We start from the raw sequence: 14762 nt of genomic DNA on the forward strand, positions 1-14762 counted from the left end.
AAAATAGAGCAATAGATGGCGGTATGGCGTTTTAATTAATATTGAATTCAAATTAATCAGAATTTTTAATTGTCAATAATTGTTTCTTTTGTTAGTATAGACGGTAGAGAGCTTGCTCTCGCAATCCTAGTTTGCGAAGGGAACGTGAATTCGAATGGAACAAGGTAAAGTCAAATGGTTTAATGCTGAAAAGGGTTACGGTTTCATTGAGACATCAGACGCAAAAGACGTTTTTGTCCACTTCTCAGCGATTCAAGCAGAAGGTTATAAATCACTAGAAGAAGGCGAAGAAGTCGAGTTTGAAATCGTCGAAGGCGATCGTGGTCCTCAAGCGTCGAACGTTTCGAAACTGTAATCCCGCTAGCAGCCACCACCGTTTTTAGGAATCCCCTAAAAGCGGTTTTTTTGTTTCATCTCAATTTGTTAAGGGTATATACGCTAATATCAACATGCAACAACTATTATAGTACGCTAAGTTTCAAGGGAAATATTCGACAGAATGGTATCGTTTTCATTTCCTTGTCTAGCTTATCGTGGTATAATAATTACGAACCAAAAGAATTTGGAATCTTCAGAAGGAAACGACTGGAGGGATGACGAATTCATAGGTTCAACCGGTTACTTAAGGAGGAGTTTACATGATCTACAACATTCGCGGTGAAAACTTGGACGTCACAGATGCTCTCAAGGATTACGTCGAGAAAAAGCTTGAAAAGTTAACTCGTTATTTTACAACTCCTACGGAAGCGCAGACGGCTTATGTCAATCTCAAGGTCAACAATGAGAAACAAAAAGTCGAAGTGACGATTCCAATGCCAAATCTTTTGCTTCGTGCAGAGGATGTCAATGGCGACATGTACGCAGCGATCGACCTCGTCGTCGATAAGCTCGAACGCCAAATCCGGAAACACAAAACGAAGATCAACCGGAGAGGCCGCGCCAAAGAAGGCGGTATTGGGGAGTACTTCAAAACGCTCGAGGGACCGGAGGCAGATGCACCTGTCTACGAAGAGGATGAAGCGGAACTCGAACTTGTTCGGACAAAACGTTTCACACTCAAACCGATGGATACAGAAGAAGCGATTCTTCAGATGGATATGCTCGGTCACACGTTCTTCGTCTTCTCAGACGCAGAAACGGGTAATACGAACGTCGTCTACCGTCGAAAAGATGGCCGTTATGGCTTGATTGAACCAGAATAATGAATCTACAGGGGACTTACTCTACGGAGTGAGTCCCCTTTTGGTATGCTAAAAAACTGTTTGTTCGTAGAACGTGTCTCAGACTAAAGTTGGATTTCAAGTGAGGCAGTCGGTCCGCTTGTTGAAATTTGACGGCGTATTCGGTACACTTGATAAAGGAAAAATCTCGGAATTCTGTTCGTTTAAAGAATCGCTCGAAGTAAGGGGACTGTAAGGCATGGCTAATTTTCTAAAAGAGTTATTCGCACCGACAAAACGTGTGCTGAAAAAAGCAGAAAAAGCGGCAGATGCCGTTGAATCATTTGAGGCACAAGTCGCTGCCTTATCGGATCAGGAATTAGAAGGAAAAGCGGTCGAATTCCGGACACGTCTTGAGAATGGAGAAGAGCTCGATGATATCTTACCGGAAGCGTTCGCTGTTTGTCGTGAAGTGTCGACACGTGTCTTAGGCATGCGTCATTATCGTGTGCAATTAATCGGTGGATACGTCCTGCATAACGGCGATATCGCTGAAATGAAAACAGGGGAAGGGAAAACGCTTGTTGCGACACTTCCCGTCTACTTGAATGCCCTCGCAGGCAACGGTGTTCACGTCATCACGGTCAACGAATACCTGGCGAAACGTGACCGTGACATCATGGAGCCGCTTTATGCGGCACTCGGACTGTCGGTCGGCTTGAACCTATCAAGCATGTCACGTCAGGAAAAACAAGCGGCGTACAGCTGCGACATCACGTACGGAACGAACAACGAGTTTGGTTTCGATTACTTGCGTGACAACATGGTCCTGTATAAAGAAGACCGTGTGCAACGTCCGCTTTATTTTGCTGTCGTCGATGAAGTCGACTCGATCCTCGTCGATGAAGCGCGGACGCCACTGATCATCTCGGGATCCGCTGAAAAATCAACGGCACTCTATTCGCAGGCGGATATGTTTGCGAAGATGATGAAGGCAGATGAAGACTATACGGTTGACATCAAAACGAAAAGTGTTTTGTTGACGGAACAAGGAATTGACCGGGCAGAAAAATACTTTGGCATCGATAACTTGTTTGCGCTTGAACATATCGCCTTGAACCACCACTTGAGCCTTGCGCTTCGGGCGAACTCGGTCATGCACCGTGACGTCGATTACATGATTCGCGAAGACGAAGTCATGATCATCGACCAATTCACCGGTCGTGTCATGGAAGGGCGCCGCTACTCAGAAGGGCTTCACCAAGCCATCGAAGCAAAAGAAGGCGTTGAAATTCAGCGTGAGTCGATGACACTTGCGACGATCACGTACCAAAACTTCTTCCGGATGTACACGAAGCTGGCCGGTATGACCGGGACAGCGAAAACCGAGGAAGAAGAGTTCCGCAATATCTACAACATGCACGTCGTACCGGTACCGACAAACAAACCAATCGTCCGGGACGATCAGCCGGACTTGATCTTTAAGACGATGAACGGGAAGTTTGCTGCGGTCGCGGACGAAATCGAACGCGCCCACCGCGAAGGACAACCGGTTCTCGTCGGGACGGTTGCCGTCGAGACGTCAGAATTACTCAGCAGCATTCTCAAGAAACGCGGCATCCGTCACGAAGTCTTGAACGCGAAGAACCACGCGCGGGAAGCGGAAATCATTGAGAACGCAGGACAGCCGAATGCGGTGACGATCGCAACGAACATGGCCGGTCGTGGTACCGACATCAAGCTCGGACAAGGCGTCATCGAAAAGGGTGGTCTCTACATCCTCGGAACGGAGCGTCACGAATCACGCCGGATCGATAATCAGTTGCGTGGTCGGGCCGGACGTCAAGGCGATCCGGGTGCGTCACAATTCTATCTGTCGCTCGAAGATGAATTGATGCGCCGTTTCGGATCGGATTCGTTGCAGTCGATGATGGATCGTCTCGGAATGGATGATTCGCAACCGATTGAAAGCCGGATGGTCTCACGTGCCGTCGAATCCGCTCAAAAACGCGTCGAAGGCAATAACTTCGACGCCCGGAAACAAGTTCTCGGATACGACAACGTCATGGCCGATCAACGGAAAGTCATGTACGCCGACCGGGCAGCAATTCTTGATGCACAGTCAGTCTCAGACATCGTCCGTCCGATGATGATCCAGACGATTGAAGCGGGTGTCCATCTGTACACACCAGTCGAGTTCGTTCCGGAAGAGTGGAGCATCGGGGCGCTAGCAGAATGGGCCAACCAGACGCTTGCAATCGAAGAAAAAGTATCCGAGCAGGATCTGTTCGGAAAAGAACGCGAAGAAATCATCGAACTCTTACAGGAACGTGCCTTCGCCCACTACGAGCACAAACGCTCGGAAGTACCGGCTGAAGCGTTTGACGAGTTCGAAAAAGTCATCGTCCTCCGTGCCGTCGATCAACACTGGATGAACCATATCGATCAGATGGACCAGTTGCGTGAAGGGATTCATTTACGCGCCTACGGTCAGAACGATCCGCTCCGTGAGTATCAGTCGGAAGGTTCGATGATGTTTGATACGATGAACGCAGCAATCGCGGAAGAAGTGACACAGTTTGTCCTGCGGGCGGATCTTGATCCGAACTTGAAACGTGAAAAAGTCGTCAAAGACGAAGTCGCGGTTTCCGGGAAAGAGGACAAGGTCGTCAAAAAAGCACCGGTCCGCAAAAACCCAAATGAACAAATCGGACGTAACGACCCATGTTGGTGCGGATCCGGCAAAAAATATAAGAACTGTCACGGCCGTCAGGCATAAGTGACGAAACGGCTGAAAGAGGCGGGAGATTCCTGCCTCTTTTGACGGAAAGAGAAGGTGGAACACAATGGAATTAGCAGAAATACGCAATACTGCCGAGTGGATGGAAAAGAAACTCGATGAATACAAGGCATCACTCGACCTTGAGAACAAAATCTCGCGGATCGAAGAACTCGAAAACGAGATGACGTACCCGGACTTCTGGAACAATCAGGAGTCAGCACAAAAAGTCATCGATGAATCAAACGGACTGAAAGCGATGGTCGATAAATACCAACACCTCGCAGATGGTCACGAAAACATCGTCTTGACGTATGAATTGATCAAAGAAGAGCCGGATGTCGAGTTGCAAGAAGACCTTGAATCCGAACTGGGTGACATCAAACGGAAGTTTGACGAGTTTGAGTTACAAATCTTGTTGAACGGCGAATATGACGCAAACAACGCGATTCTTGAATTACACCCGGGAGCAGGCGGAACCGAGTCGCAAGACTGGGCGTCGATGTTACTCCGGATGTACCAACGTTTCTGCGACAAACAAGGCTGGAAAGTCGAAACGATGGACTATCAGCCCGGTGACGAGGCCGGTGTCAAATCGGTCACACTCCGTATCCAAGGGCACAATGCCTATGGGTACTTAAAAGCGGAAAAAGGAATTCACCGTCTCGTTCGGATCTCGCCGTTTGACTCGTCAGGCCGCCGCCATACATCATTCGTATCGTGTGACGTCATGCCGGAATTCAACGATGACATCGATATCGATATCCGGACGGAAGACTTACGCGTCGATACGTACCGGGCGTCTGGTGCCGGTGGACAGCACATCAATACGACGGACTCTGCCGTTCGGATTACCCATATCCCGACGAATGTCGTCGTGTCGTGTCAACAGGAACGGTCACAGATCAAGAACCGTGAAGCGGCAATGAAGATGTTGAAAGCGAAACTCTACCAACGTGAAATCGAAGAGAAACAAAAGAAACTCGACGAAATCCGCGGCGAAAAATCAGACATCGCTTGGGGAAGCCAGATTCGTTCGTACGTCTTCCACCCATACAGCATGGTCAAGGATCACCGGACGAACTACGAAGTCGGGAACACGCAAGGGGCGATGGATGGAGACATCATGGGCTTCATCGATGCTTACCTGCGCTTAATGAATATGTAAGTCAACAGACCGTCGACCTTCGTGTCGGCGGTTTTTTCAACGAATTGGAGGAGGAGACAGGTATGCAAATCCGTACAGAAAAATTCAAGGATGCTGCCGCAATTCGCATCGTCCATCAAGCGGCATTCGGACAAGCGGCGGAAGCAAATCTCGTCGAGGCATTACGCGAAGACGAGGAATCATTCCCCCATTACAGCCGCGTTGCCGTGACGGATACAGGAGAGATCGTCGGACATGTCTTGCTGAGTCGGATTTATATCGAGGACATCCCGTCACTTGCCTTAGCGCCAGTCGGGGTCAAACCCGTCTGGCAACGTAAAGGAATCGGTTCCGAACTGATCCGCCAAGTGATCGAAGAGGCACGGGAAGCCGGGGAGTTGCACATCGTCGTCCTCGGTCATGACAGTTATTATCCGCAATTTGGTTTCGAACGAGCTGTTGATTACGGAATCGAAGCCCCGTTCCCGGTTCCAGCTGATTTTTTCCTGATCATGCCGCTTGAGCGACAAGCCTTAAAAGGAATTCAAGGCATTGTTCGTTATTCCAAACCCTTTAGCACGGTATAAGAGGACCACTGCGAGTTGGTCAGCCCTTCTAGTCGTTACCCGTCTTTTCCGCTAAAATGAAACACGGGTTGTAGAACTTATGTAAGGGGAAATGTAACGTTATGACATCAACACGTCAGGAAGTCGTCCGCGACTATATCTATTTATTACTCGGTTCTTTATTCGTCGCCAGTGCCTTCAGTTTATTTTTGGCGCCGAATCAATTAGCGTCCGGAGGCGTCAGTGGTCTGTCGATCGTCTTGAACGATTTGTTCGGAATTTCACCGGGATTGTTTCAATTGATCGCCAACATCGTCCTCCTTGCGATCGGTTGGATGATTCTCGGGATGGGGTTTGGCGTCAAATCGCTTGTCGGCTCAATCTTTTTACCGGTCGTCATCCTGGTATATGAACGGTTTGATGTTCCGGCCGCGACGATGAACCCGATGCTCGCTGCGATCTTCGGTGGAGCCGGGGTCGGGATCGGACTCGGTTTGATCTTTAAAGCACGGGCGTCGACCGGGGGAATGGATCTGATTGCTCAGATTCTTCACCGTTTTACGAAATTACCGCTCCATCTCTGTATCGCCCTGCTCGACGGAACGATCGTCATCAGTGCCGCGATCATCTTTTCACTTGAAATCGGCTTGTATGCGCTTGTTGCCCTGTTCATCACGATTAAGATGATCGATATCGTCCAGCTCGGGATCACGAACGACAAACTGGCTTATATCATTTCGGACCAACGTGAAGCGCTCGTTAAGGAGATTTTCCAGACGCTTGACCGGGGAGCGACGGAAATCGAGGCAGCCGGTGCCTTCACTAGGACGAGGAAACCGATGCTGATGGTCGTCGTCCGCCAAGGTGAGATCACGACACTCAAAGAAATCGTCAAACACATCGATCCGCAGGCCTTCCTTGTTGTCAGTGAGGCCCATGAAGTACTGGGGCTTGGTTTTTCCGACGATAAACGGTATCGAAATGTGCCGTAATTGTTCGAAAAGAGTGAAATTTTTGTGAAATCACGCTTAAGAAAGACCAATAACGGTTATACTCTAATAGATAACGATGTGATTTGGTACTTCTTAAGGGGGACATACGGATGAAACTTAAAAATCTTTTACTCGCAGCCGGACTCGGCGCGACGCTTGTACTTGGTGCATGTGGCAGTGATGACTCCAGTTCATCAGATACATCGAAGGATGAATCGACGATGAGTGATGATTCGTCGAAGACAGAAACAGCGGTCGACGCGGAAAAAATCTTCGCCAACAACTGTGCTTCTTGTCACGGGAATAACTTAGAAGGAAATGTAGGACCGAACTTAACGAAAGTCGGTTCAAAATACTCGTCAGAAGAGATTCAAAAAATCATCAAAAACGGTAAAGGGCAGATGCCTGCGGGTATCCTGAAAGACGATAAAGAAATTGTTGCCGTCGCTGACTGGTTAGCTGAAAAAAAATAATTATGTGATAATATGGGGCTAGAGATGACGAACATGATATGTGTTCATCAGATCTGGTCCCTTTTTTCCTGTAAAACGGTCGGAAATGACATTTGATTGTAATGTGCTTAAATTTTTTTGCCTGTTATAATTGGAATCGGTAGGTTTTAAGACCTATCTGATTACAGAATTTAAGGTCAGAAATCTCACTGCTTCAGTGGTGAGAGGAATGGCTTGCTCTTTCTCAGAAAACACGTTTCAATGATCTTATAAACGGTCTTAGATCAAACCAAAGGAGGAAGTCCATTGGCACATTTCACCGTCGAGTTCCCGTTGAAAGCAGAGGTCTTTGAACAAGATGTACTGCATACCCGTTTTGAAGTCGGGCGTGGAATCTTCAATTGTCTGGCCAATGTGACCCTCAAGCGATACAAGGAAATGATCAAGACAAAACGTTATCGGCAAGCCATCGTCCTGTACCGATCCAATAAAAAGGAAGCTGGTAAAATCCTTAAAGCATTGTGCAAGGAATATCGGCTTTCGGAGTATGCGTTTCATAAAGATGTGAAGCCCATGCAGCACCACTTCAAACGACACATCGACTCCAACACTTCTCAAAAAATCGCCACCCAACTGTGGAAAGGATTCGACAAGTTGCTCTACGGCAACGGGAATCGAATCCACTTCAAGAAGTTCGGGGAGTTCAACTCATTTGAAGGCAAAACGAACCAGGCGGGCATCCGCTTCAAAGACGGTCGTTTGCTGTGGAATGGGTTATCCCTTCAGGCGTTGATCGAACCGAACAATGTTTATGAAGTGGAAGCCTTCACGAACGATATCGCGTATTGCCGGATCATCCGGAAGTGGGTGCGTCGGACCTACAAGTTTTATGTCCAGATCGTATTCAAAGGATCACCGCCTTCAAAACGGAACAAGGAAACAGGTCAATTCAAACGAACCGCCGGTTGCGGTGATGTGGGGCTGGATATTGGTCCCAGCACGATCGCGATTGTCAGTGCCGAAAAAGTAAAACTGGTCGTATTGGCCGATCGGGTCCAGCGTATGGAAGACGAGAAACGGCGATTACTCAGAAAGATGGACCGTTCCCGTCGGGCGATGAACCCAACCCACTTCCATGCGGACGGCACTGCCCATGCTGTTCCTCGTAAAAAGTGGGTCCACTCCAACCACTACGCGTCTTACCAAGGAAAGCTTAGGGAAATCCACCGCAAACAAGCAGCGGTGCGAAAGTACCAACACGAATGTCTGGCGAACGAAATTATTGCATTAGGTGACAACGTATATGTCGAGTCGATGCGTTTCTCTAGTCTGGCAAGGCGGGCCAAAGAAACAACCGTCAACGCGCGAACCGGAAGGTTCAACAAGAAGAAGCGATTTGGTAAATCGATTGCCAACCGAGCACCCGCTATGCTACTGGACATCATCAACCGAAAGCTAGCATACAACAGAAAAGCTTTAATCAAGATCAAGACCCATTTGGCGAAAGCCAGTCAGTACAACCATCTCGACAAAACCTTCAAAAAAAAGAAACTATCTGAACGTTGGAATAATCTCAACGGGATCAAAGTCCAGCGGGACTTGTACGCTGCCTTCTTAATTATGAACATCAATGATGATTTAGAGACTTACGACGAAGAAAAATGTGCCACTCGTTTTGATACGTTTCTAAAGAAGCACGACATTGAAATCAACCGTTGTAAAAAACTCGGTATGATCTAGTGAAAGTAAAACAGGATGTTGGCATGCGTCCTATGCCATCGCTAAACCCCACTGAGGGGTTGGATGGTGAAAGTCTAAAGGAAAAAGGTGAGTCTCCGTTGCTTTCGAGTAGCGTTGGAAACCCTCGTACGTTAGAACCCCACTCCTTTAGTAGTGGGAGTGTCAGCATCAGTAATCAAGTAAGGATGTGAAGCAAGTGATCAAGATGCAACAAGTCAGTAAAATTTATCCGAACGGTGTCACGGCACTTCGTGAAGTCAATCTGACGATCAATCAAGGTGAATTTGTTTATATCGTCGGTCCGTCCGGTGCCGGGAAATCGACATTCATGAAAATGATGTACCGCGAAGAACGACCAACAAGCGGTTCATTTTTATTTAAAGGAATTGAAGTCGGTAAGCTCAAAAACCGCCAAATCCCCGAACTCCGTCGCCAAATCGGCGTCATCTTCCAAGACTTTAAACTACTCCCGTCACTGACGGTTTATGAAAATGTTGCGTTTGCCCTTGAAGTCGTCGGGGAAGATCGATCGCAAATCCGCAAAAAAGTGCTTGAGGTCCTCGATCTCGTTAAGTTAAAGCACAAGGAACGGAACTATCCTGATGAATTATCCGGTGGAGAACAACAACGGATCTCGATCGCGAGAGCCATCGTCAACCGCCCGGCACTCGTCATCGCCGACGAGCCGACCGGAAACCTTGACCCGGATACCGCATGGGAGATCATGGAAGTATTCGAAGAGATTTATCGCCGTGGGACAACGGTCGTGATGGCGACCCACAACCGGGATATCGTCAATAAGATGCGTCATCGTGTGTTAGCGATTGACGGTGGAAAAATCGTCCGAGACGAAGAGAAAGGAATGTACGGCTATGAAGTTTAATGGATTCCGTCATTTACGGGAAGGGGCAAAAGGTCTCGTCCGAAACGGCTGGATGACATTTGCTTCCGTCAGTGCTGTTACCGTGACCTTATTACTAGTAGGAATTTTTGCAATGGTCATGTTTAACGTTAACAAGATTTCCGATAACGTCGAAAAAGACGTCGAAATCCAAGTGTTCGTCGAACGTGAATCCGATCAAGCAAAAATCGATGCAGTTGGGAAAAAATTAGAGCAGATGCCGGGTGTCGAATCTGTCCGTTATAGCTCAAAAGAAGATGAACTGGACCGCTTCAAGGAACAGCTTGGCGAAGGGTCACAGGCGTATCAGTCAGTCGAGAAGGATAATCCGCTCCACGACCGCTATATCGTCAAAGCGACTTCACCAAATGAGACAGAAACTATTGCAACTATCGTCAAAAAAATGGAAAATATAGATAGTGTCGAATATGGGGAAGATTATGTTGAAAAGATGTTCAATTTCCTTGAAGGGGTTCGGATCGGTGGAATCATCCTGATTGTCGGTTTGACATTCATGGCGATGTTCCTGATTTCGAATACGATCAAGGTGACGATTTTCTCACGTCGTCGCGAAATTGAGATCATGCGACTCGTTGGTGCGAAAAACGGCTTCATCCGTGCACCGTTCTTCATCGAAGGATTATTGATGGGTGTTCTCGGGGCATTGATTCCGATTGCCGTCGTCTACTTCGGGTACGAAGTGACGTATAACGCCCTGCAACCACAACTCGTTTCGCTGAACGCGTCCATCTTCACACTGATCCCACCAGGCGAACTGTCTGTCCAAGTCTCCGTCATTTTACTGGCGTTAGGCGCCTTTATTGGTGTTTGGGGATCAACGACGTCACTCGGTCGATTCTTGAAGATTTAATATTTAATGATGACAATCAAATAAAAGATAGAGGAGAGATGCTTCTCATGAAGGTCCGATTCTGTTCTGCCGTCCTAAGCTTGGCATTAATTGGTTCAAGTGTATCCGTTCACGCAACGTCCAAGGGAGATTTGTTGAAGGAACAACAGGAGGTCGAGTCCCGTCTGCAAGAGACGGAACGATCACAGAATCAGACATCGGAGAAGTTAGTCTTGACGAAACAGGAGCGCAAGGAAGCACAAGCGCTCCTCGATGAAGTCAACAGCCGTTTGGATGATTTAGCGAGTAAGATTGCGGATCAACAAGCGGCTGTTTCTGTCGCTAAACAAGAACTGGATATCGTCACACGCGCTGTCAGTCAGACCGAGTCCAAGCTCCGGACACAGGAACGGTTGATCGGGGATCGTCTGCGTTCGGTGCAACGGGACGGTGATGTCAAATACATCGAAGTGTTGCTCGATGCCAAAGATTTCGGGGATTTGATCTCGCGGTTCAGTACTGTCAGTGAAATCATCAAACAGGATGATGGCATCTTACAGACGTACCAAACGAACGTCAAACAATTGACGGAACAACGGTCGGAGCAAGAACTCGTGCTCGGTCAATTAAAAAAAGAACAACGAAAGTTATTGATCTTGCAGACACGCATCATCGCCGAGTCGGACATCAAACGGACGTTAGTCGTCCAACTGAATCGTCAGGTCAAACAGTTGCAACAGGAGCAGTTCTCAAAAGCAGAAGAAGCAGCAATCTTAGCGGATCAGAAACGGCTGATTAGTCAAGAGTTAGAGGCATTGCGTCAAGCGGAATTACGGGCACAGCAAGAAGCGAAGGAACGTGCCGAAGCCGCTCGACAAGCAGCGGAAGAAGCAACCCGTGCAGCTGCGGAAGAAAAACGACAAGCCAAGCAGGAAGCAGCGCAGAAACAACAAACGACGGATTCGCGTCCGGAACCAGCGGCGGAACCTGTGACCGAGCAACCGACAATGGATCGCGCACCAACCGATACGGCTGAAACGGTCGCGAAACCCTTTTTATTGCCTGTGACCGGGTATGTCTCGTCTCCGTTTGGTCCCCGAAACAATCCGTTGACCGGGAAGTCAGAACGGCATACCGGCCTCGATCTCGTCAATGCGAAAGGGACGCCGATCAAAGCAGCAGCGGGGGGGATCGTCCTCCGGTCCGGCAGTGCGACCGGGTACGGCAATGTCGTCATGATTACGCACCTGATGGAGGGGAAAGTCTGGACGACTGTCTACGGCCATCTGGACGCCGTCTCCGTGAAGGCGGGTCAAACGGTCATGCCGGGAGAAATCGTCGGAAAACTTGGTTCGACCGGTTGGTCCACAGGTCCCCACCTTCATTTTGAGATCCATCGCGGAGAATGGGCAGTCGGACAACCAAATGCCGTCGATCCGGCACCGTATATCTTATAAGGTAAAGAGAGCGACCAACGAAAAGATAGGGGAACCTATCTTTTTTTGCTATACTGAAAAAAATAGCAGGTTTACACCAGAAACGAGGAATCACGCGTGAAAAAATCGACAACGGCCGTCATAGCGGTCAGTACGTTTGGCTTGGGTCTTGGCGCAGGTGCTGTCGGGATGTTAGCGACAGGTGGAACGGATACAGTGGCGACAAGTTCTTCATCACAATCTACAGGCGATTGGAAAAAGATTGATCAAGTCCGGCAGATGATTTCACAAAATTATCTGGAGGACGTGACGGATCAGGAATTGCTCGAAGGTGCACTGACAGGAATGACGGAAGTGCTCGAGGATCCCTATTCGGTGTACATGGATGAGTCGGAAACGGCGTCATTTAATACGAATCTGTCATCTTCGTTCGAAGGAATCGGGGCGACGCTTGAACAAAAGGGAGAAACGATCGTCATCGTCTCACCGATCAAGGGCTCACCGGCTGAAAAGGCGGGCATCAAACCGGGGGACATCATCTTAGAAATCGACGGGAAAACGACCAAAGGACAAAAAACGGATCAAGCGGTCAAGAAGATCCGGGGCGAAAAAGGAACAAAAGTCGTCTTGACGATTCAACGGGGTGGACAAGATCCGATGAAGATCACGATCGTCCGCGATACGATTCCGATCGAGACGGTGTATTCCGAGACGGAACAAGTCGATGGGAAAACGATTGGTGTCCTGCAAGTCACCCAGTTTTCTGATCCGACAGCAGATGAATTCGAGAAACAACTGGCAGCACTCGAGGAAAAAAACATCGATGGTCTGGTGATTGATGTCCGCGGTAATCCAGGTGGCTTGCTGACGGCAGTCTCGCAAATGATCGCACCGTTCATTCCGAAAGAGACACCGATCTTCCAAGTGGAAGACAACAAAGGCGAACGGACGCAGGAATTCGGGAAAGCGGAAGAGAAGAAACCGTATAAGATCGTTGTCCTCGAAGATAGTGGTTCGGCCTCTGCGTCTGAAATTCTCGCAGCCGGTCTGAAAGAGGGCGCCGGTGCAGAAGTCGTTGGGACGAAATCGTTCGGAAAAGGGATCGTCCAGAGTGCCTATGACTTAAAAGACGGCAGCGACCTAAAATTGACGACGAACAAATGGCTGACGCCGGACGGGAACTGGATTCATAAAAAAGGTGTCAAACCGACCGTTGAAGTCAAACAACCGGATTACTTCAACGTGACGAAGATTTTGACGGATGACAAGACGTTAGCGAGCGGTGATTATGGAAAACCTGTTGAAAATGCCCATCTGGTCCTCGAAGCAATCGGCTTTGATCCAAAAGGACAGAAAGGATATTTCGGCGATACGATGAAGCAGGCCGTCGAGCGCTTGCAGAAGGATGCGAAGCTGGACGCGACAGGAAACATCGATCCAGTGACGGCAGCTGAGATGGAAACACGTCTGCTGAAGAAACTCGAAGATCAAAAAAATGATGTACAACGGATCAAGGCGCTTGAAGTCGCTGCGCAATAACTCACAGAAAGAGGTCTGAATGGGCGTGGAATTACTCGATGGAATCGGTTGGACAGCGATTAGTTTCTTCGTTAGTCCGATCTTATGGTTAGCAATTCTGGTCAGTTTTTTACTCAGTATGCGGCGTGTCAAACGCGAACGGAATCTGTTTCGGTCACGTACCCGGAGCAAGCGGACCGATGTATTCGAAACGCTTGTCCCGGGACTAGTGGTCGGTCTCGTCTTATCCGTCATCAGTCTCAGTCTCAAGCTGACGGTTTCGTCAGAATTTCTGATGGCATTTACCGTTCTGACATTCCTGATCTTACTAACAGGAGTCGTCCGGTTTAATTTACCGCTTTGGCCGCTCGTGGTCTTGGCGGGTCTGACCTGGTTCGTGGCCGACGACCGAATCGATGGTCTGAGTGAGGTCAGCGTGACGCATTGGTTGCTGCTTGCTGCTTTGTCACTGGCGGCCGAACTGATGTTACTCGTCTGGCGCGGGGAGAAAAACTTATCACCGTCACTTGTCCTGTCGAAACGGGGCCGTTATATCGGTGGGCTGGCGTCCAATAAATTGTGGCTGATTCCGCTTGTCGTCCTCGTTCCGGGCAGTAGTCTCGAACAGTGGATTCCGCAGTGGACGTTTCCGGAGTTCGTTCCAGTGGTCGTCTTCCTGCCGATCGGATTCAGTTTCCTCTTTACGGGTCAATTGCCGGCACAATTGATGCGCCCGCTTGTTCAAGGGCGTCTGATCAGCTTCTTGTTAGCGGTCGTTCTTGCATTAGGTGCCTTTCTGACCGGACAAGCCGCTTGGCTGTACGGCTTACCTGTCTTGCTCCTCGTCCATATCGTGCTCCATCAGCGGACGAAACGCTGGAACCGTTCGCAGACGCCAGTGTTCCTCAACGGAAAACGGGGTGTCGTCATCCTCGGAACACTTCCGGAAAAACCGGCGTCCGAGATGGGTCTTGTCCCGGGGGAAGCGATTTATAAAGTCAATGGGGAGTTCGTCGAATCAGAGAAGGCATTTTATGAAGCGATTCAACGACATAAACCGTATCTCCGTCTTGAAGTGATGAATCATAACGGAGACGTCCGTTTTGCCCAGCGTGCCTTTTACGAACAGGATCATCATGATCTCGGAATCGTATTCGTCAGTGAGCCGGGGAACAAACGGACGAAAATCCGGATGCTTCAATGATCGAGATCAGAATCTGC

Annotated in this window: 13 protein-coding genes; all 13 read left to right on the forward strand. The window is 48.8% G+C overall.

All coding sequences use genetic code 11. From position 1 onward, the window contains the following. Positions 1 to 154 precede the first annotated feature (154 nt). A complete protein-coding gene (locus tag KNQ13_RS02950; RefSeq protein WP_014971195.1) occupies positions 155 to 355 on the forward strand; it encodes a cold-shock protein in 201 nt (66 codons plus the stop codon). Positions 356 to 638: 283 nt separating this feature from the next. Next, a complete protein-coding gene (gene hpf, locus KNQ13_RS02955) occupies positions 639 to 1202 on the forward strand; it encodes a ribosome hibernation-promoting factor, HPF/YfiA family (protein WP_014971194.1) in 564 nt (187 codons plus the stop codon). A gap of 217 nt (positions 1203 to 1419) precedes the next feature. Then, on the forward strand, positions 1420 to 3939 hold the full coding sequence (gene secA, locus KNQ13_RS02960) for a preprotein translocase subunit SecA (protein WP_071498764.1): 2520 nt from the start codon (positions 1420 to 1422) through the stop codon (positions 3937 to 3939). 67 nt (positions 3940 to 4006) lie between these two features. Continuing rightward, positions 4007 to 5107: a peptide chain release factor 2 gene (gene prfB / locus KNQ13_RS02965; RefSeq protein WP_014971191.1), complete on the forward strand. Its 1101-nt coding sequence runs from the start codon at positions 4007 to 4009 to the stop codon at positions 5105 to 5107. A gap of 62 nt (positions 5108 to 5169) precedes the next feature. Beyond that, positions 5170 to 5673, forward strand: coding sequence for a GNAT family N-acetyltransferase (locus tag KNQ13_RS02970; protein WP_209547950.1), 504 nt, complete (start codon positions 5170 to 5172; stop codon positions 5671 to 5673). Positions 5674 to 5774: 101 nt separating this feature from the next. Next, positions 5775 to 6644, forward strand: a complete 870-nt coding sequence (locus KNQ13_RS02975) for a YitT family protein (protein ID WP_209547951.1) — start codon at positions 5775 to 5777, stop codon at positions 6642 to 6644. Between the two features lie 110 nt (positions 6645 to 6754). Further along, positions 6755 to 7117, forward strand: coding sequence for a cytochrome c551 (gene cccB / locus KNQ13_RS02980; RefSeq protein ID WP_071498767.1), 363 nt, complete (start codon positions 6755 to 6757; stop codon positions 7115 to 7117). 285 nt (positions 7118 to 7402) lie between these two features. Continuing rightward, complete coding sequence (locus KNQ13_RS02985; protein ID WP_209547952.1) at positions 7403 to 8836, forward strand: transposase; 1434 nt, start codon at positions 7403 to 7405, stop codon at positions 8834 to 8836. A gap of 196 nt (positions 8837 to 9032) precedes the next feature. Next, positions 9033 to 9719 (forward strand): cell division ATP-binding protein FtsE, encoded by a 687-nt coding sequence (ftsE, locus tag KNQ13_RS02990; protein WP_209547953.1) that lies wholly within the window; start codon positions 9033 to 9035, stop codon positions 9717 to 9719. Next, entirely contained in the window at positions 9709 to 10608 is a 900-nt protein-coding gene (gene ftsX / locus KNQ13_RS02995) for a permease-like cell division protein FtsX (RefSeq protein ID WP_209547954.1), read from the forward strand. The genes ftsE and ftsX overlap by 11 nt, the downstream gene beginning before the upstream one ends. 47 nt (positions 10609 to 10655) lie before the next feature. Further along, positions 10656 to 12044 carry a M23 family metallopeptidase gene (locus tag KNQ13_RS03000; protein WP_209547955.1) on the forward strand — a complete coding sequence of 463 codons (1389 nt, stop codon included), beginning with the start codon at positions 10656 to 10658 and terminating at the stop codon, positions 12042 to 12044. A gap of 96 nt (positions 12045 to 12140) precedes the next feature. Continuing rightward, entirely contained in the window at positions 12141 to 13562 is a 1422-nt protein-coding gene (locus KNQ13_RS03005; protein WP_209547956.1) for a S41 family peptidase, read from the forward strand. Positions 13563 to 13581: 19 nt separating this feature from the next. Beyond that, positions 13582 to 14745, forward strand: coding sequence for a PDZ domain-containing protein (locus tag KNQ13_RS03010; RefSeq protein WP_209547957.1), 1164 nt, complete (start codon positions 13582 to 13584; stop codon positions 14743 to 14745). Positions 14746 to 14762 lie beyond the last annotated feature (17 nt).

Source organism: Exiguobacterium sp. s128 (assembly GCF_018618815.1).
In the GTDB taxonomy this organism is placed as follows: domain Bacteria; phylum Bacillota; class Bacilli; order Exiguobacteriales; family Exiguobacteriaceae; genus Exiguobacterium_A; species Exiguobacterium_A antarcticum.